Genomic DNA, 19,399 nt, shown 5'->3' with positions numbered 1-19,399 from the left:
GTGGTTAGTGGAAAATTTAACTTTCCTCTCCCCAACTCCGCAGTTGCAAATACACTAAAACCAGCGTCACTGCTAAAAGAACTGTTGCAGCAGCAGCAGCATAACCAAAATCAAATTGACCAAAAGCTTCTTGGTAAATGTAATAAACCAATAAATTAGTGGAATTTAACGGACCACCACCAGTTATGACGTAAACTTGTTCAAAGCTTCGTAATGTAAAAATCATAGTGGTGACGGTGGCAAATATTAAAGTGGGCACCAATCCGGGTAAAGTGATATGCCAAAACTGTTGCCAAGCATTTGCCCCATCTAATTCTGCTGCTTCATAACGATTGGAAGGAATTGCTTGGAGTCCGGCTAGGAAGACGACCATGTTAAAACCCAGTTGTTTCCAAATACTTAATAAAATGAGCACTGGCATTGCCCAAAAGGTGTCACTCAGCCAGGAAATTGATGGAATGCCAATGCTATTTAAAAGCGCGTTAACTGGTCCGTCTGTTTGAAACAACCACCGGAACCCCAAACCCGCAGCAATCAACGAGACGATAGAGGGTAAAAAATAGGTTGTTCGCAACAATCCTCGTAAAGCAAAGGAACGATCCAACAGCACTGCCAATCCCAGGGAAATCACCAAACTGGGAATGACAGTGGCAACGGTAAAGTAAGCCGTATTAAAAATAACTTGCAAGAAATCAGTATCGTATAGCAAGCGCAAATAATTTTTTACACCTACCCAGTAAGTCCCTGCTGAAGTAAAGCTTCCTGCAGTAAAGCTAAGGAAAGATAAATAAGCAATGGGCAAAATTACAAATATACCCAGCAAAATGACTGCTGGAGAAAGAAAAATCCATGCCGCAACTGTATCATTATCTAACCACGACTTAGTATATTTTTGTGGCATTGACAAATTAATCCTTCCTACCGTTATGACGCTTCGCCTTGATTCTACCCCTAGCTTAGTTTCTCCGAATATCACTGCTCCCACATTTTCTACAAAACCCCCCGTAAAACTAGGAATCATGGCTTCGGGAAATGGCAGTAATTTTGAGGCTATTGCTCAAGCAATCGAAGACGGCCGCTTATCTGCCCAGATTCAGGTTTTAATTTATAACAACCCAGATGCTTATGCTGCAGTACGGGCAGCAAAGAGGGGTGTTCCTGCTGTGCTTCTCAATCACCGTGACTGCAAAAGCCGTGAAGAGTTGGATGGGCAAATTGTGGAAACTTTGCAGCAGTACGGGGTGGAATGGGTAGTTATGGCAGGTTGGATGCGACTGGTGACATCGGTTTTAATAGACGCTTTCTTTGACAGAATTATCAATATTCATCCCAGCTTGTTACCTAGTTTTAAGGGGTCCCGCGCTATAGAAGACGCACTTGCGGCTGGAGTAAAAATTGCTGGCTGTACGGTGCATTTGGTTCGTTTGGAAATGGATAGCGGGCCGATTGTGATGCAAGCTGCTGTGCCCGTGTTATCCGATGATACGCCTGAAACGCTCCATGCTAGGATTCAGGTTGAAGAACATCAGATTTTACCACACGCGATCGCACTTGCAGCAGCTGTTGGTTTGAAAGTCAGCTAATGTACTATAAATGACATAGTTGGACGGGCATCGATGCCCATCCCGTTCATATTATATTTTTAAAGAAGATTCTCCTAGCTTCCAGATAAAGCTAGAAATCATGTTAGTCATAATATGAGCAATAATTGGCACCAGTAAGTTACCACTTAGAAGGGCACTGTAGCCCAGTAGTAACCCGACGATAGTCGCCCAAACAACGTAAGGCCATTGTTGGGCACCACTGAGGTGTAAGATACCAAAACACAGACTGGATACAATCACAGCTCCATGATTGAATCCAAAGGCTGGTAGCATGACACCGCGAAATAATAATTCTTCACTTAAGCCTGGTAACAGCCCCAGCCACAGAATATCTGGTAAAGCGAGGGGCTTCAGTACCATTTCTAAGTAGTAATTTGCGCTTCTACGGTAGGGAGTCCAAAGACGATAGGCTATGCCACTTAAAACAGTGATAGATAAACCCAAAACAACCCCCAGCAATAGCTCCGTTTGGTGCCAACGCCAGGTCATTAAGGTAAAATTGCCAAAACGCAACCACAGTTTGGCGACTATCCACAACATAACCGCAGTTACTCCCATTGCTACCAACACTTGGGTGCGTGTCAAGTATGGAATTTCTGGCTCGTGCTTGTGCTGTTGTGCCACGGGAGTTTCCTCAAGGAGGGGAATGAAAAAGAAACATGAACGATAATATATGGTAATGTTGAATGATTCATAATTCATCACTCATCATTCACAATTTAAGGATCGCAAACGGGATATTTTTGAACTGAGGGCAGAGGGATTGATGCCAGCTTGGTGAGCAACCAATACACCAACTGCCTCTAAATATGAGTTTACCTCTATTGATTTGATCCCCAACGGTTGAGGACGAACTTGTATCTGTGTTTGATTTTCCTCTACTGTCACAATCTGACATCGCTTATTGTGACTTAAACTTAGCAAGGCGCTGCTACCACAGGCGGCAGCTGGTACAATTGCTGAATCGACTTGATTGACCCAAATATCTCCTAGTTGGTCATGAGGATGGGTACTGAGTTCGGTCAACTGATGATTTGCTCGGACAATAAATTGGGGTGCGCGGCTCAAACCAACAAGGACGCTTGGTAAAAAGGTATACCCTAGCTCTTCGGCGGCAGAACGTGGAGATAAATTGGGATCGAGAGGAGGAGGAGAAAAGGCGGGGGAGTGGGCGCAGGGTATTTGAAAGGTTCGTACAATCAAATGACTGATTACAGCTTCTGCACCAGCGATGGGATCGACTCCTTTGCCTTGACGGTAGTTTTTATCTGTTTCTTCATCGATATTATCCGGAAAACGCGCAACCACTGCGATCGCTTCTGCCCCTGCTTTTGTAATTAAAGCCGATGCTGCCCGTAACAAGCTATCTGGGTTACCTATCGTTCCCCAACTTGCCCCCGAGGAAGACATCTGTAATTCTACGTTTAACGGTGCATCACTGATGACATAGTCTGTTAGGGATAGTCCCAAAGTCGCCCTAGCTGCATCTGCTGCTTGTAGGTGCCGCCACCGTAATTCTGGTTCGATTCCTCGGTCTAAAAGCAAACCTATTCGATTTTGATGTACTGGACGCAATCCCCAGTCTCCGGCTGCAAACTTGTCAAGCCCGTAGCCTTCTACATAAAGAGCATTGGGTAAATTCCAGTATAAAGTGGCACCATTGAGAACATTTGGGTGAGTAATCAGGCGATCGCAAACCCGTGCTATGGCTCTTGCAACAGGCAATGCATCTCCTGCGTAGCCCCCAATCGCTGCCCCAACACCAGTAGGTACAATGAGAATAGATGTATACGGATGCACAAACAAAGTTAAAAAAGTAGTGAGGAGTTAGTAGTTAGTAGTTAGTGGTTAGTAGTAGCGGACTAACTACCAACTACTAACCACTAACCATTAACCATTAACAGTAGTTACAACTGCTTCAACAGCACAAGTTTGCTTTTCCACGTCTACAGAGGTAATAGCCCAACGGAGGGGTTCGCCCTGTTTTTTCAGTTCTGCTTCAATTGTTTTTTGCAGTTCAGTGGGAGTCTGTTGTAAATCAATTTCTGCGGTAATAAAATGAGTCGTCATTTTTCAACTCCTAATGTGTGTAAAGACGCAATATTTCGCGTCCGTACAAGCATACAGAAGCGATATACCGCGTCTCTACATTATTTACCAAATTGCAACTGATAAACTATTTCCTCTTTCTCAGTTTCAATTTTCAAATCCGAGCGAGGATAAGCCACACAAAGCAAGACATAGCCCTGTTTTTGAAGTTCTGGGCTAACTCCCATGCCATCCGTTTGATCCACAGTTCCGGAGATAATTTGGGCAGCACAGGTGGTGCAAACACCAGCATGGCACGAACTTGGTAATTCCAAACCAGCCGCATCAGCTACTGATAAGATGGTTTTATTTTCGGGAACTTGCAAGGTTTGAGTTTTGCCTTGGTGAATAATTTCAACTTTGTAGGTTTTGGACATACACAATAGCAGCGAACTGGCAATAAACAAGTCAAATATTTTATCCTATGAATAGGCAGAAACCCAATTAAGAAAAGCCAACAAAAGAGTTATCTTAAAAGAGCTTGGCTGGCAAAGCCACTATCCAGTGATAATTATAAGTCCTTGCCAGACAAAATTAAACTAAAAGGCGCACACGGGACATTAATCACACTCGCTCGCACTTGTAGTGACGAATTCTCCACCAATGTGGGGAATGATGGTAAACATGGAAGGAATTTTTGGTTGAATACCTGGAGAGCAGAATGTTGGAATCATACCGCAGACACGTTATTGAAAGAGCCGCACTAGGCATTCCCCCCCTACCACTGGATGCACAACAAACATCCGAACTATGTGAATTACTGAAAAATCCTCCTGCGGGTGAAGAAGAGACATTACTGCATTTGTTGCGCGATCGCGTTTCACCTGGGGTCGATCCCGCAGCCTATGTCAAAGCCGGGTTTCTCACCGCTATTGCTAAAAAGGAAATCACCAGCCCCCTAATTTCACCCATCCAAGCAGTACAGTGGCTGGGGACAATGGTAGGTGGCTACAACGTCCAATCCTTAATCGAACTACTGCAAACCCCCACCACATCCCTATCCGAATCTTCTGAAACACCTTTGGTGATGAAGGGACAAGGAAAGGAACCCATCGCCGCATACGCAGCAGAGGCATTAAGCAAAACCCTGTTAGTTTATGACGCCTTCCACGATATTCTGGAATTATCCAAAACCAATCCCTTTGCCAAACAGGTGATTGAGTCTTGGGCAAAAGCCGAGTGGTTCACTGCTCGTCCGGCGTTACCAGAATTCATCAACGTCACCGTTTTCAAAGTTCCTGGTGAGACAAATACCGACGACTTATCCCCCGCAACCCAGGCTACCACACGTCCGGATATTCCCTTACACGCTTTAGCAATGTTAGAAAGCAGAATGCCTGGGGCGCTGCAAACCATTGCCGAGTTGAAGAAAAAAGGAAATCCTGTAGCCTATGTAGGGGATGTAGTTGGTACTGGTTCCTCCCGGAAGTCGGCAATCAACTCAGTGTTATGGCACATGGGAGACGATATTCCCTATGTACCAAACAAGCGATCGGGCGGGTATATTCTAGGCGGTACCATCGCCCCCATTTTCTTCAACACCGCTGAAGACGCAGGCGCTTTACCCATCCAGTGCGATGTGACAAAGATGGAAACTGGGATGGTGATTACCATCTATCCCTACAGAGGAGAAATCACCAACCAAGATGGCGAAGTTATTGCTACCTTCACCCTCAAACCAGACACCATCCTTGATGAAGTCCGCGCTGGTGGACGCATTCCCCTGCTTATCGGACGTACCCTCACCGATAAAACTAGACTCGCCCTTGGTTTAGAACCCAGCACAGTATTCACCCGTCCCAGACAACCTATCGACACTGGCAAAGGCTACACCTTAGCCCAGAAAATGGTGGGGAAAGCTTGCGGTTTACCTGGTGTCCGTCCCGGTACATCCTGCGAACCCATCATGACAACCGTTGGTTCTCAGGATACCATCGGACCCATGACTCGCGACGAGTTAAAAGAACTAGCTTGTCTCGGTTTTTCTGCTGACTTAGTCATGCAAAGTTTCTGTCACACAGCAGCGTATCCCAAACCAGTTGATATCAAAACTCACAAAGAACTGCCCGACTTCTTCTCATATCATCCAGTCCTGTAAAAACATTAATTAAGATAAATATATCAATTAAAATAATGACAATCAAACTCACTTTATTGAGGGGTTCATTGTTGATTGTTCTTGATTTACTAAAAAATTGCCTTAAAAGACGACGTATTCTGGCCAGCATATTAGCTATCAAATAGGTTTGATTAAATCTGACTCGATTTTAATCACTGATTTCTTGTTATGGTTGTAAAGTAAAGTCTTTGTATCAAAAACGTGACGGGCGAGACGCCCGCACCACAAGAGAAAGTTGGATATTTTTTTATTTGGAAGTCCTTTTTTGGAAATGTCTAATCTGGAACAGGACATACTGCAGAGGTGGTGGCTGCATACGGTGTTGCTTCGGGCGCTTGAGCAACAAGAGCAATCTTACCATCAGCAGTTTTCACCCAACCCTGCGCTTCCACAATTTCAACACTCCCTGTGTCCCTGTGTCCCTTTGTCTCCCTAGTCTCCCTAGTCCCTGCATCCCCAGATACTTCCCCATCCAAAGTTGCCAAGGAAATGAGATCGGGTGTACCTGCTAATGGTTCGAGGGGGTTAGGGGGTAAACTACCGCGTCCGGTGAAGAAAAACTCACCTAATGAACGGGAACCAACACGTCGGGAACAAGTTTGGGCAACTTCGGTACTGGCATCAAGCACTTGTCCTGGTAATTCTACAATTTCTTGATTCTGCTGTACTTCGGGTTGCTCGATCGCAATGTCTCCCTGAACGCCAAGTTGAGAACTAGCGGTGATATCACTTCCAGATGTTGATTGCTGCCGTGCTGCAATACCAAAGAGACCTTGAGTACTAATACGGATATTTCCCCCTTTACCTCTGTAAGCATTAGCACTGATATTATTATTTTCTCTAGCTACAGAGACAATGAAGGGTGAATTGATAGTGATGTTACCCCCATCACCGCCCGCTTGGTCGGTACCTGCATTAGTAGAAATTTGACTACCACGACGCAGCAATAACAATTGTCCCAACCGCAAATTAATGTCACCCCCTTGGCTGCCATCAGTTTCAGCAGAAATGGTCGCACCATTGTCAAGGAAGAGTGTTCCTGCTTGCAGCGCGATATTACCCGCATCCCCTGTTCCATCACTGTTAACGGATATCTTTGCTCCATCTCGGATTGTGACTGCAGGGGGATCGATAAAGATGCTGCCACCTTCCCCTGTGGAACCAGCAGTTGTGCTGGCGAAGATACCACTGCTAGAACCTTCATTCAAAACAACATCACTTAACAGGTCGGTTTCTCCAGGTTGTTGCAGTCTTTGTCTCACTTGCTCAAGTCGTTGGGTAAAGTTAGGATCGCTGCCTGTTAAAAGCACGCTTTCTGTCACATTAAGTTGAATAGTTCCAGCATTTCCACGACTGCGGGCGTTGGTACTGACTTGCCCGCCGTCGATCGCTTCAAAGGTACGAGCGTTAATTGTAATATTGCCACCGTCATCAGAATTAGAGGTGAGGGCAGAAACAATCGCACCATCTCTGACTGCAAACTTATCTGTAGAGATCGCAATACTTCCTGCTGAACCCGATGTCTCCCGGTCTGTTAAAGTAAAGATTCCACTAGACTCTCCGCTAGTATTCACTCCAGAAAGAATGAGAGAATCAGAGGCGTTGATACGAATATTCCCTCCGCGTCCTTTAGCCGCAGGTAGACCGCGAAACGGTCTAAATAAAACTGAATTGATTGCTGCACCATTTGCCAGCGAAATCCCAGATGTCTGAATATCAATGTTACCGGCTTGACCAACTCCTCCAGGGAACACAGCACCTTGAATAAAGCTGCTATCGATTGAGATGGTGTCATCTGCAAAAACAAAGATGTTGCCCCCGTCCCCCTGTCCGGCAGTGCCAGAATTTATTTGAGCGCCATTGCTCAAAGACAGAGACCCAGTTGTGACTCTAACGTTGCCACCCTGACCAAAAGCACCAGATTCAACAATACTGAAGATGCCACTAGATAATCCATTACTCCCCGTACCGCTAAGGGCGATGGCATCACGGGCATCAATGGTGATATTGCCCCCATTTCCCCGCCCGCTTGTGCTGGCATTGATTTGAGCGCCATTTGTTACAGAAAGTGAACCAGTTGCGATCGCAATGTCCCCCCCCTTACCCTCACTTCCTCCTGATAATAGGAAACTGAAGGCACCACTAGACAGTCCGTTGCTGCCCACACCATTAATGTTAATTGCATCGCGAGCATTGATAGTAATCTTGCCTGAATTTCTGCGTGCGAAGGTAGATAACCTGCCACCATTTGTCAAAGAGAGGGTTCCGGTTGCCAGCTGGATATCGCCTCCATTGCCTTGAGTTGCGAAAGTGTTGGCACCACTGAATAAACCGTTATTACCCACACCGTCAAAGCTTATTGTATCACCAACATCAATAGTGATGTTACCAGCATCGCCTTGTCCAAAACTATTGGCATTGAGTTGACCGCTATTTCTTAAAAACAACGCCCTGGCATTAATGCGAATATCTCCACCCTTACCTATACCATTTCTGCCAACAGTGCTGCCTGCTTCACTGGATAAGAACAGTTCATTTCTGCCTGCAAGAGTGCTCCTTCCCGTCCCTTCAAAAGTCACTGTATCGCGGGCATTAATAGTGATATTGCCTGCATTTCCCTTGCCATCGGTGTTAGCACCTAATTGAGCACCATTGGTGACAGATAGAGACCCAGTGGCGATCCGAATGTCTCCTCCTTTACCGATACCTCCAGTTAATATCTGGCTTTGGATGCTACTAATTCCAATATTCGTTATGCCATCTAAGTTAATTGCATCGCGGGCATCAATAGTAATATTACCTGCGTTCCCTTGTCCTTGAACGTTGGCAGACAGTTGAGACCCGCCACTCAACGAAAGAGTTCCAGTGGCGATCCTGATATCTCCTCCCTTGCCCACACCTGTTACCACAGTATCGGCAAAGCTAATATTATCAAAGCTAATGGAATCGCGGGCATCAATGCTGATGTTCCCTGCGTCGCCTATACCTGCAGTGCTGCTAGAAATAAAAGCTCTATTGGTTACTTTCAGTGAACCTGTGACAATCTCAATGTCTCCTGCCGTGCCTTTACCTGTGGAGTTAACAGTACTAGTAACACGGCTGAAAATTCGATCGCTTCTACCGTCTAAAGCGATGGTTTCACGAGCATTGATTGCGATCTTACCGGCATTTCCTTGCGATCGGGTGTTGGTGTTGACTTCTGAACCACGTAAGAGAGAGAAAGAACCAGCTTGAATTTTAACACTACCACCATTGCCCACAGCGTTTTCTGCTACAAAGCTGTAAATGCCGCTATTTGTTAGGAAGACCGAACCTGAAGCTTGAATAGAAACGCTACCTGCATCGCCGTTACCAGAAGTGCTAGCAATTAACAGACCATTATCATTCAATGATAAGGAGCCTGATGTGATATTAATGTTACCGCCATCACCTGTTGCTCCTGAAGCTACACTGCTAGAAATCGTACTCGTAATTCCATCTTGAGTGCCAGTAATAGCGACCTCATCTTTGACATTAATATTGATATTTCCTGCATTACCTTGCCCAGAAGTACTTGCAAAAACTAGACCACCATTTTTGATGTTTAAGCGCCCAGTTTCTACAGTCAGTTGCCCAGAATCCCCACTACTACCAGGACTCGTCCCTGTATAAAAACCGCTTCTAAATAAACCAACCCCAATCAATTCAACAGAATCCTTGGCGTTGACTGTTAAACTACCTCCATTGCCAGAAGAAACTATATAAGTTGATACATAAGCTCCATCAGTGGCGATTAACTTTCCTGTATTAATTCTTAAGTTTCCGGATGCACCTGAGCTTTGAGATTCAGTGTACAAACTACTAGCATACTGACCATCTGCTGATTCCCCAATGAGTTCCACCAACTCAGTAGCGTTGACAGTAAAACTTTCTCCTGGTTGAGTTCCAGAGGTGATAGATAAAATCGATGAACCATCTCTTACTGAAAGTTGTCGCCCCTGCACTTGAATGGAACCTCCACTCTCTCCACTGGCATCAACTGAGGCTTTTTGGGAGAGTTGAATATTGCCGAAATTATTGACTCCGGAATATCCTAAAGCAAAACCAGACTGATTTTCAGTGAGACTCACTAAACTGGGCGAGGTTACGCTTCCTAATTCAATTCGTCCAGATTCTGCCCTCAAATTACCGCCTTCTAACACCACATCACCGCCAACAAGTGCCAAAGTTTTCCCTGGATTGACTTGCAGTCCCGGAACATCAAATCGAATTGTCCCTGCAGTGAAGGGATCGTAAGTTAAATTATGACCCGACCCTTGTACGCCAATTCTTCCCGGACTTGTGCCGAATTGCAAACCAACAGGAACGTTGATAGTTAGCAAAGGTGTACTTTGAGGTGTCGTTGCACTGAAAAATGTATCATCAGCAAATTTGATAGCACTCGCCGTACTTGCAACAAAGGAACCACCCATTTCCAATCGGGCATTAGGACCAAACACAATCCCATTGGGATTGAGCAAGAATAGATTTGCGCTACCTTCAACACCCAACGTTCCCAAGATATTTGAGATTTGCCCACCCGTTACTCTTGTGAGTATATTTTGCACGCCATTGGGGTTGACAAAATATACTCTTTGTCCATTATTGACATTGAACTGACTAAAACTGTGAAAGAGGTTGCCTCCACGTTGGGCACCACCTTCAATGCGATCTCCTGCTGCACCTTGAATCTGCACGTTTGGCGTGATGCGAGAATTTTCTGCTCCAAGAGTATTATCGGGAATTAGCTGAGCTTGGGCAGTTGTGCTACTAAATAGGATCAGGCTGCATATGAAGGAGTATGGAAACCAAGTTTGGATTTGATTCATCACAGTTTGCTTGTAGCTATGTTGGCTTTGTTGTATTGAAGCTATGTGCGTAATTATTTCTGGCTTTCCCCGCATATACAGCAGTTGTTAGTCAATCCTAGATATCAGCAGTTGTGCATTTAGCACTCAAAATCATATTACCATTAATAATTCTGTCTACATCTAGCTAGTACAAGTCAACGAAAATAAGGCTCACAAATGCAAATTCTTGTAAAGCTTGCTAGGAGCTTGCCTCTTGTCAAGCCAGGAGATTGGAAAAATTTGGAAATTTTTTACTTCTCTGCCCGGAATGGACTTGTTCAAAAGTGAATTCAAACAAAAGGTAAAGGTAAATTAGCAACCAGCATATAGTCAAGCAACAAAGGATAAATATATGAATGCTATTCCTGCTGTACTTAAGGAAGGGTCAAAAGGTGCGGAAGTTGTTAAGTTACAAGAAGGTTTGAAAAAACTCAATTTTTATTCGGATGTTGTTGATGGGATTTTTGGAGCAAAGACACTCGCTGCTGTCATAAATTTTCAAAAATCGCAACAACTAGTTGCAGACGGCATTGTAGGAGAGAAAACGTGGTCTAAATTGCAGTTAGTGTTGCAACAGAACAATCCACGTTCTAATTTTAGGGAAATTAACGTACAAGAATTTATCTCTTCCAACCAGATTACAGTCTCTTCTCCAAAGTCTGTGGCTGTACAGTTGTTTAGCGATCGCGAAGAAGAAGAAGGAAGAATGTTAGAGGAAATTTCAATTGAATATCCCACAGCATTTCCTAGAGGAGACACATCTATAATCGTACACACCATAGTGGGATTGCCTGATGATTCAGTCAGAGCGATACGACGTCGTATTGAATTAAAACGCACTTCAAACAAGTGGGAAATTATTTGGGTAGGCGAGCAATACAAGTGCCAACAAGGTCGAGGACATCAAGACTGGTCTGGCATTCTTTGTTCGTAAAGGGCTTCAATTACCCGGTCATTGCTCCCACGCTCTCCTGAGTACAAGGTGAGACGTGGGGCTTCTGACGGATTGACAACTCCTCTGAGCAAGTAGCAATTTTCTACCTTAAATTTGTTTTAAACTTATTTCGGTTGAGGGCAAAGTTACCATCCACAAAAGCTTGAACTTCAGTACCTGCTTCATAAGTTCTATTCTTGCCTTTAAACAGTAAAGCGAGAGGAGTTAGTACGGCAGCGGCGGCAATGACTCCTCCAGATGTCCCACCGCCGCTTTTTTGCTCTGCTCGAATAGCAACGCGTTCGCCACTCACTAAAGTGACTTCTTTGAGCGCTATGTTCAGCTTTCCTTTTCGACCCAACATTCCAGAGCGTCTTGCTTTTGTTACTATGCCTTTTGCGATCGCGCCTTTAGCAATGACGACGACATTATCCACCACAACATTTTCAGCTACTTCAAACTCCACCAGGTCATTGTCTCGAGCTGTTTTAGAGGAAATCGTCTGCTTGAATTTAACTTTTACAGGAGTACCATCTGCCAAACCAAACCCAAGGGCTGGTGTGGGAGATTGAATTGTGGCGGTAGGGGGAAGCGGTTCTTGTACAGCTTGACTCACTTGAACGATAGGTTTGGCACTCGCCATGACAGGCAAATGTACCACTGTCAAAATTTCTACACTGGCAAATAGAGTGGATGCAGCAATCAAAGCTTTTTTCATGAGTACTTACCTTAGTTCGGATTGTAAATCGTAAAATAAGTTCTATTTGCAACTATTTCTGGCGCTGCCTGACATATGCAGCTCTAGACTCAGGTCTTCTCCACGCCCACCCCAAATAAATAAAAGTTTAAGAAATTAATATTTTCCGAAAAGAGAATACGTGGTTTTGAAGTATTGAAGAAGACAGGAGCCAGCTATAAGCCAGTTCCTTAGGTTGGGCTAACCCTCCTAGACTACTGAAAGTGTTTGACTGCTGATTTCTTAATAGGAGAGACAAAATGGAGTTAATTATTGGACTGATAATAATCGCAGCTATTCTCGCTGGTATAAGCAGTGGTAGTAACAAAAAACGTAGCAATACCAGTCATACGAATAGCAGCTCGTGGAGTGGCGATATTGGAGGCTGGGGTAGTAGCGATAGTAGTGACTGTGGCAGTAGCGATGGTGGAGGCGATGGTGGAGGTTGCGGTGGTGGAGGCTGCGGTGGTGGAGGCTGTGGCGGTGGTTGCTAAGACTAGGAGGTTTTGATGAAGCCTGAGCTTGCAAAACTCAAAGAGCGTCTCTTATGCTTTTCTTTAGACGACCCGAATGCCGCTTTTTCTTTTAGTAAAAGACTGGCACGAGAAAATGGTTGGAGTATGGAGTATGCTCAACGAGTCATTGTTGAATATAAGAAGTTTGCTTTTTTAGCTGTTGCTGCCGGACATCCAGTTACACCATCAGATCAAGTAGACCAAGTTTGGCATCTCCACTTGTTGTACACCCATTCTTACTGGGAGGAGTTTTGCCCAAAAATATTGCTTAGCCCACTGCATCACGGTCCTACCCTTGGCGGTAAGAGCGAAAACGATAAATTTAATGATTGGTATTCCCAAACATTAGCTAGCTATACAGCAATATTTGAGGAAACTCCTCCCTCTGATATTTGGCCACCACCACACATTCGCTTTGGTCGAGATATCCATTTTAAGCGGGTCAATACTCAGGAAAACTGGATTGTACCAAAATTTCATCTTAACCCAAAAACCAAAATTTTCCTTTTATCACCCTCAGCGATCGCCTTCATACTGTGTATGCCATTTTCTCCAACAGCCATAGGAAAGCTTTTTGGTTTTGGATATGCTAATTTTCCTGGGATATATCTTTGTTTGACAATTTTGGCTTTACCATTTGCTTATGAATTAGGTCGGCAGATTCGACGTTTTTTCTCTGAGGGACTTCCGAATAAAAATGATATATGAAACAAAACTGGTTGCAAGAAGTTTATATCAAAGCTTATAGGTTTGCTTCCCTCGCACACTTACGTTAGGTTGTTGAATATTACACTAATCAAATTGACTGCGATCGCCCTTCCTACTAAAAAATTACAAAAAAGACGGCTGAAAGACGTAGGGTGGGCACTGCCCACCGTTCTCAAGGCAACTCCAAGGCTGAGTAGTTCATAATGAGTGTATGGATAGATTTAACTTGAAGTTGTTCAGACGGTTTTGGGCGATCGCCAAACCCTACTGGTTGAGGTCAGAAAAATGGTCATCACTGGGTTTGCTGTTGCTGTGTGCGTTACTGTTACTAGCGTACACAGGTCTTGCTGTTGTCCTTAACGCCCAGCAGGGGGCTTTAATTTCTGCTCTTTCAGCCAAAGATGAGCCGAGATTTGCGAAAGCCATACAGATTTTCATTGGTGTGCTGGTGCTTTATGCACCGCTTTTAGCTGGCTACCACTATTTGCAGGACCGACTCGGTCTTTCCTGGCGACAATGGCTTACGAATAGTTTTCTAGATAATTACTTCAGCAATCGCGCTTTTTATAACCTTAGTAGCTCAAATACGGAGATTGACAATCCCGATCAGCGGATTGCTGAGGATATTAGAAGCTTTACTCAAGATTCTCTCAAGTTTTTGCTGGTTTTTGTAGGAGCTCTCCTTAAGGTGATTGCTTTTAGTGGAGTTTTGTGGGGAATATCCAAGTCTCTGGTTGTTTTTCTAGTCATTTACGCCTTGGCTGGCACAATTTTGACCACAGGAATTTTTGGTAGACCTCTAGTTCAACTCAATTTTGAGCAACTGAAAAAAGAAGCTAACTTTCGCTTTGGCTTAATTCGCATCCGTGAAAATGCTGAATCAATCGCCTTTTACCGGGGGGAACAGCAGGAGTCAAACCAGCTAAAAAACAAATTCATGGAGGCGTTTGATAATTTTAAGCAACTGATATTTTGGGAACTCAATCTCAATGTTTTGACTAATGCTTATGAATTTATCCCCTTCATTATCCCAGCACTGGTTGTTTCCCATAGTGTTTTTGCAGGGGAAATGGAGGTAGGAAAAATTACAGAAGCGCAAGGGGCTTTTGTGCGGGTATTTTTCTCGTTAAACGTGATAGTGTCTCGCTTACAGTCTCTGGCGACTTTTGGAGCGGGGATTGACCGTCTCTACAGCTTTGCTGAGTACTTGGAATCCATAACCCAAGAAAATCAGCAACAAGGTGAGACTTCCACTATTGATATAGTAGAGGATTCCCGTTTAGCTATCAAAAACTTGACCTTACAAACGCCAAACAATCAAAGAACTTTGATTAAGGATTTATCGGTGGAGTTGCCATCAGGTCAAGGACTGTTGATTACAGGACCTTCTGGCTGTGGAAAGAGTTCTCTGCTACGTGCGATCGCCGGATTGTGGAATGTAGGTACTGGTGTCATTGTACGACCAAAACCGAATGAGATGCTATTTTTACCGCAACGTCCTTACATGATTTTAGGAACCTTACGCGCTCAGTTACTTTATCCCCATACTGATGTTGAGATTAATGACTCTGAACTCAAACAAGTACTGCAACAAGTGAATCTGTTTGACTTGGATGAACGCTACGGTGGTTTTGATGTAGAACAAGATTGGGCGGCTGTGCTATCTTTGGGAGAGCAACAACGCGTTACCTTCGCCCGTATATTGCTCAACAAACCCCCTTATGCAATTTTAGATGAAGCGACGAGTGCTTTGGATCTGAAAAATGAAGAGGGCTTATATCAGCATTTGCAAACAGCTGGCACAACTTTTATCAGTGTTGGTCATCGCCCGAACTTAGTAGATCGCCACCAATTAGTATTGGAGTTATCTGAAGAGCAAAACTGGCTCCTCAAGCAATCAGCAGTGGCTGAAGCGTGAAGTTTCAAGAATTTGACCATACTTACCGACGCGACCACAATATTCACCCGATAGCGATAGCGCCCCAAATCAATCCCCAGTAAACTGCACTTCAAACTCTGGTAGAGACTTGCCACCAATTGCTCCTAACTTAGGATTTTGCTGAAAAATTAAGTTTATCTGTGTTAAGTATTCAGGGTGGAGAATATTATCATCGTCTACAAAAACCAGATAATTTCCCTGGCTTGCTTCAATACCTGCTAGGCGTGCTCGTGTTAACCCCAAATTTTCTTCTCGAATCACTCTAGCAGTAGGATGCCATAAAAGCTCGAGGCTGGAAAAAATTTGTGGATTGTCTGAAGCATTATCTACAATAAGCAGTTCCCAACAACTGTGAGGTAGTTGTTGCTTTCGTAAAGCATCAAGAACTCTCTCCAATCGAATGAGATTTGGATTATGGGTCGGAATAATGACTGAGATTAAACTACTAGTATTCATTGTCTTGTTCTCACTACTCGAGCTGGGACACCCATCGCTACTGAATATGGTGGTAAATCTTTAGTGACCACTGCACCAGCAGCTACAACGCATCCCTTTCCTACTGTAACCCCTCCTAAAATGGTGACACCAGCACCTAACCAAACATCTTCTCCAATTGTCACCGGCAAGAGCATATCTGGACAGGAACGAATTGAGATATTTTGCTCTGGAATAGTATGATTGGAAGATACAATTCGGCAATGCATTGCAATTAAAGTATCTTTTCCTATCTTGACATCACCATGCCCGTAAATAACTGTGTACGGACCTAAAAAAACGTTTTCTCCAATTTCAATCTCTCCTCCCCAACAATCTAAAATCGTTCCATCGCATATTTGTGTCTTAGTATCAATCTTAATTTTACCCTTCCTCTTTTGGTAATAACCTAATCTAGTAATTACGTTCTTACCAATTGAGCATGAAGAATCAATTATGACACCCCGTTTTCTAACTATAAATAATCTCAATTTATGCTGAACACAAATATAACGATTAAGCATAAAGCGAAAAAACACGTTCACAATTGATTAAATAATTTAAAAATAATAAATTTGATTTTAACAATTTTATACTTTTTAGAAAGTAAAATTTATATAGTAAAAATAGACATAAGAATAATTGAAAATAGTTAAAGGATAAGTGTGAGATTTGGACTTAAAGTCCAACTACCAACAACATTATAGGGTCCGATAATATCTACAGAAAGACCTTGTGGTAAAGGATTAGGAGATATAAAATCAAAAGCCAGAGCGTCCTGCTTGCAATCATAGTTTTGATTTTTTTCTCCTAACCAAATTGAAATTTTATAAGTTCCAGAGTGTAACGGCAAATTTTTCACTAGTAAAGTAGCAGTGCCAGAACGCAAGCGTTGAGGTTGAAATTTAGGATCGAGCCAAGTATTTATCCCAAATAATGGAGTTCCATGAATGTTATAAACAACAATTCCAACTAGAGGGGGATCGAGTTCCCAAGGAGAATCGAAGTAGACTCTAACTTTGAAATCACCTTGAATTAGATCATCTTGATTTAATTCGACTTTAGTAATATGTGGATATTCTTTTTTATTATCAGCAACAAAACTGAGTTTATTAATTTCGCTTGCATAGAGACTCAAAGCTTGAATACTTGTTGTATCTGCTCTTAAGCTTCCCTTCTCTAAAAGAATACCGCGATCGCAAAGATTAGCTATTGCACTGCTATTATGACTAACAAAGAGAATAGTACGCCCTTTTGTACTCACTTCTTGCATTTTGCCCAAACACTTATGCTGAAACTTAGTATCCCCTACCGCTAACACCTCATCTACTACCAAAATATCTGGTTCTAAATGTGCTGCTACTGCAAATGCTAACCGTACATACATTCCTGAAGAATAACGCTTAACTGGCGTATCTAAAAACCTTTCAACTTCAGCAAAATCGACAATTTCATCAAACTTACGTTTAATTTCTGCCTTGCTCATCCCTAGAATTGCACCATTCAAAAAGATATTCTCTCGTCCTGTTAATTCTGGATGAAAACCCGTGCCTACTTCCAATAGACTCGATACCCGCCCTTTAATTGAAATCCTGCCCGTTGTTTGCTCTACAATCCGGCTTAAAATTTTCAGTAAAGTTGATTTACCCGCACCATTCCGACCAATAATACCAACTCTATCGCCCTGCTTAATCTCAAAGGAAACATCCTTCAGCGCCCAAAACTCATCCCGAAAATTGTGGAAGTTAAATTCATGATTTCGTAATGGTTTTAATACAGCCTTAGCACGATGAGTAATAACATCCCTTAGCGCTGTATAACGCTCCTTCTGCTGATGCCCAAGAATATACTTCTTGCCTAAATTCTCAACTCTAATAATCGTATCTGACACTGTTGTACTCCTCACCTAAATCACATCTGCAAACGTGCGTTCCATCTTGCGGAAATACCAAATTCCACTGAAGAACAGTAAAGCAACCAGACCTAAAGACAAGCCAAAGCCTGGTAGATACAGATGTGCTTCCCCTCCTAAAATCGCCCACCGGAACCCATCAATTACCCCAACCATTGGGTTCAACGCGTAAAGCAGCCTCCACTGTTCTGGAACAATAGTGCTGCTAAATCCTACTGGCGAAATATACAGACCGAACTGTACGATAAACGGTACTATGAAGCGAAAATCCCGGTATTGCACATTTAAAGAAGCCAACCACAGCCCTGCTCCCATCGAAGCAGCAAAGGCGATCGCAATAAATAACGGCAGTGTGAGGATGCGCCAAGTAGGGACATAGTTGTACCACGCCATTAACCCCAGCAAAATCATTCCTGAGACTAAAAAATCCACAAAGCTGACGACTATAGCACTCGTGGGTACAATCAAGCGGGGAAAATATACTTTTGAAATTAAGTTACCGTTAGCAATCACACTATTGCTGCATTCCGACAGAGCGTTGGCAAAAAACTGCCAGGGTAACATTGCCGCAAATACAAGAATTGGGTAAGGTACACCCTCGGAAGGCAACTTTGCTAACTGTCCAAACACAAACGAGAACACCACCATTGTCAAAAACGGACGAATCAGCGCCCAAGCCATACCGATCGCAGTCTGCTTGTACCGTACAAGAATGTCACGCCACGCCAGAAAATAGAACAGTTCCCGGTAACGCCATAAGTCCTTCCAGTACTGCCGTTCCATACGTCCGGCTTCAAGAACTAATTCGTGCTTAGTCGTTTCTTGACCATTCATCATTGGTTCATCCAACAAATTTAAAATCCTCCCTGCACCCATAACCAACTTTCCTTGAATGCCGCAAAGTAAACTCTCCAACAGAAGGATTCCCTTGTAGAGGAACTACCCTCATTGCCTGCTGCCAAAGTTCTACAGGTGCAATAGACAATGCATAGGTATTATCCCCCTTCCGCACGTGGTACCATTTTGTCTCCTGACACTGTTCGCACCAAAAAGCCTCCAACCATTCACCATTAAGAAGTACTGTGGTTTTGCTCCCTATTAACAATAGAGAAATCTTTCGCCCCATTCCTCGTTGCTGAAGTTGTCCAGCCTTATCTGCAAATAACGGATGTTTTTGACTAACGCTATCAAGATAACAACCATGCATTGGGCAATAAATAGCCCGCCGTTTTGAGCGCTTGCGATTTCGGTCACACCTTTTCTGCATTTCAACCTCCTTTATCAACAGATAATACATAGACAAGATGAAGGTTTTGTGGAGATGGGACTGAGATCGAAAGACCATCGAAGCCCGCACCTAATTTCGTTTGAAATATTTAATTTCAACAAGCCTTGCATCGCGCTCTACCACTGTACTCACAGTTTTTAAGAAGCGCAATTCTGCGATCGCAGTTCCTAACAAATCATCAAACTTTGGATTTTGGTGATAAAATCGTAGCTTT

17 protein-coding genes and 2 pseudogenes are annotated in these 19,399 nt (G+C 43.5%); 6 read left to right on the top strand and 13 right to left on the bottom strand.

Annotated features, from left to right (window positions below; all coding sequences use genetic code 11):
* Positions 1 to 16 precede the first annotated feature (16 nt).
* On the bottom strand, positions 17 to 901 hold the full coding sequence (locus ACYRY3_RS13800; protein WP_460202221.1) for a carbohydrate ABC transporter permease: 885 nt from the start codon (positions 899 to 901) through the stop codon (positions 17 to 19).
* A 25-nt stretch (positions 902 to 926) separates the two neighbouring features.
* Between ACYRY3_RS13800 and purN the strand changes: the two genes are divergently transcribed.
* The gene (gene purN / locus ACYRY3_RS13795) at positions 927 to 1,583 is read left to right on the top strand and encodes a phosphoribosylglycinamide formyltransferase (protein WP_460202220.1); all 657 of its coding nucleotides are present in this window, start codon (positions 927 to 929) and stop codon (positions 1,581 to 1,583) included.
* Between the two features lie 51 nt (positions 1,584 to 1,634).
* On the opposite strand, the gene ACYRY3_RS13790 is transcribed toward purN, so the two are convergent.
* The 4 genes from ACYRY3_RS13790 to ACYRY3_RS13775 form a co-directional block, all read right to left on the bottom strand.
* A complete protein-coding gene (locus tag ACYRY3_RS13790) occupies positions 1,635 to 2,228 on the bottom strand; it encodes a CPBP family intramembrane glutamic endopeptidase (RefSeq protein ID WP_460202273.1) in 594 nt (197 codons plus the stop codon).
* 84 nt (positions 2,229 to 2,312) lie between these two features.
* On the bottom strand, positions 2,313 to 3,404 hold the full coding sequence (locus tag ACYRY3_RS13785; RefSeq protein WP_460202219.1) for a DUF3326 domain-containing protein: 1,092 nt from the start codon (positions 3,402 to 3,404) through the stop codon (positions 2,313 to 2,315).
* Positions 3,405 to 3,494: 90 nt separating this feature from the next.
* Entirely contained in the window at positions 3,495 to 3,674 is a 180-nt protein-coding gene (locus ACYRY3_RS13780) for a hypothetical protein (RefSeq protein ID WP_460202218.1), read from the bottom strand.
* Between the two features lie 80 nt (positions 3,675 to 3,754).
* The gene (locus ACYRY3_RS13775; RefSeq protein ID WP_460202217.1) at positions 3,755 to 4,069 is read right to left on the bottom strand and encodes a 2Fe-2S iron-sulfur cluster-binding protein; all 315 of its coding nucleotides are present in this window, start codon (positions 4,067 to 4,069) and stop codon (positions 3,755 to 3,757) included.
* A gap of 284 nt (positions 4,070 to 4,353) precedes the next feature.
* On the opposite strand from ACYRY3_RS13775, the pseudogene ACYRY3_RS13770 reads away from it, so the two are divergent.
* A pseudogene (locus ACYRY3_RS13770) lies at positions 4,354 to 5,772 on the top strand (bifunctional aconitate hydratase 2/2-methylisocitrate dehydratase); the annotation flags it as partial.
* Positions 5,773 to 6,086: 314 nt separating this feature from the next.
* Here ACYRY3_RS13770 and ACYRY3_RS13765 read toward each other — a convergent pair.
* Entirely contained in the window at positions 6,087 to 10,658 is a 4,572-nt protein-coding gene (locus ACYRY3_RS13765) for a two-partner secretion domain-containing protein (protein WP_460202216.1), read from the bottom strand.
* A gap of 373 nt (positions 10,659 to 11,031) precedes the next feature.
* On the opposite strand from ACYRY3_RS13765, the gene ACYRY3_RS13760 reads away from it, so the two are divergent.
* On the top strand, positions 11,032 to 11,613 hold the full coding sequence (locus tag ACYRY3_RS13760) for a peptidoglycan-binding domain-containing protein (RefSeq protein ID WP_460202215.1): 582 nt from the start codon (positions 11,032 to 11,034) through the stop codon (positions 11,611 to 11,613).
* A 103-nt stretch (positions 11,614 to 11,716) separates the two neighbouring features.
* Here the strand turns inward: ACYRY3_RS13760 and ACYRY3_RS13755 are convergent, their stop codons facing one another.
* The gene (locus tag ACYRY3_RS13755; RefSeq protein WP_460202214.1) at positions 11,717 to 12,331 is read right to left on the bottom strand and encodes a hypothetical protein; all 615 of its coding nucleotides are present in this window, start codon (positions 12,329 to 12,331) and stop codon (positions 11,717 to 11,719) included.
* A 278-nt stretch (positions 12,332 to 12,609) separates the two neighbouring features.
* Between ACYRY3_RS13755 and ACYRY3_RS13750 the strand changes: the two genes are divergently transcribed.
* From ACYRY3_RS13750 to ACYRY3_RS13740, 3 genes are all read left to right on the top strand, one after another.
* The gene (locus ACYRY3_RS13750; RefSeq protein WP_460202213.1) at positions 12,610 to 12,843 is read left to right on the top strand and encodes a hypothetical protein; all 234 of its coding nucleotides are present in this window, start codon (positions 12,610 to 12,612) and stop codon (positions 12,841 to 12,843) included.
* Between the two features lie 15 nt (positions 12,844 to 12,858).
* The gene (locus ACYRY3_RS13745) at positions 12,859 to 13,572 is read left to right on the top strand and encodes a glycine-rich domain-containing protein (RefSeq protein WP_460202212.1); all 714 of its coding nucleotides are present in this window, start codon (positions 12,859 to 12,861) and stop codon (positions 13,570 to 13,572) included.
* Between the two features lie 211 nt (positions 13,573 to 13,783).
* On the top strand, positions 13,784 to 15,490 hold the full coding sequence (locus tag ACYRY3_RS13740) for an ABC transporter ATP-binding protein/permease (RefSeq protein ID WP_460202211.1): 1,707 nt from the start codon (positions 13,784 to 13,786) through the stop codon (positions 15,488 to 15,490).
* Positions 15,491 to 15,498: 8 nt separating this feature from the next.
* Here the strand turns inward: ACYRY3_RS13740 and ACYRY3_RS13735 are convergent.
* The 6 genes and pseudogenes from ACYRY3_RS13735 to ACYRY3_RS13710 all read right to left on the bottom strand — a co-directional run.
* Positions 15,499 to 15,579, bottom strand: a pseudogene (locus ACYRY3_RS13735) (histidine phosphatase family protein); the annotation flags it as partial.
* On the bottom strand, positions 15,560 to 15,967 hold the full coding sequence (locus tag ACYRY3_RS13730) for a glycosyltransferase family A protein (RefSeq protein WP_460202210.1): 408 nt from the start codon (positions 15,965 to 15,967) through the stop codon (positions 15,560 to 15,562). The gene ACYRY3_RS13730 and the pseudogene ACYRY3_RS13735, both read right to left, overlap by 20 nt.
* A complete protein-coding gene (locus tag ACYRY3_RS13725; RefSeq protein ID WP_460202209.1) occupies positions 15,964 to 16,509 on the bottom strand; it encodes an acyltransferase in 546 nt (181 codons plus the stop codon). Before ACYRY3_RS13725 ends, ACYRY3_RS13730 begins: the two co-directional genes overlap by 4 nt.
* A 128-nt stretch (positions 16,510 to 16,637) precedes the next feature.
* Positions 16,638 to 17,876, bottom strand: coding sequence for an ABC transporter ATP-binding protein (locus ACYRY3_RS13720; protein ID WP_460202208.1), 1,239 nt, complete (start codon positions 17,874 to 17,876; stop codon positions 16,638 to 16,640).
* Between the two features lie 15 nt (positions 17,877 to 17,891).
* Positions 17,892 to 18,734, bottom strand: a complete 843-nt coding sequence (locus tag ACYRY3_RS13715) for an ABC transporter permease (protein WP_460202207.1) — start codon at positions 18,732 to 18,734, stop codon at positions 17,892 to 17,894.
* Between the two features lie 4 nt (positions 18,735 to 18,738).
* Positions 18,739 to 19,164 (bottom strand): hypothetical protein, encoded by a 426-nt coding sequence (locus tag ACYRY3_RS13710; protein WP_460202206.1) that lies wholly within the window; start codon positions 19,162 to 19,164, stop codon positions 18,739 to 18,741.
* Positions 19,165 to 19,399 lie beyond the last annotated feature (235 nt).

The organism is Scytonema sp. NUACC21 (genome assembly GCF_054684315.1).
The sequence above is the reverse complement of the archived record's forward strand: the minus strand, read 5'-3'. Positions and strand labels throughout refer to the sequence as shown.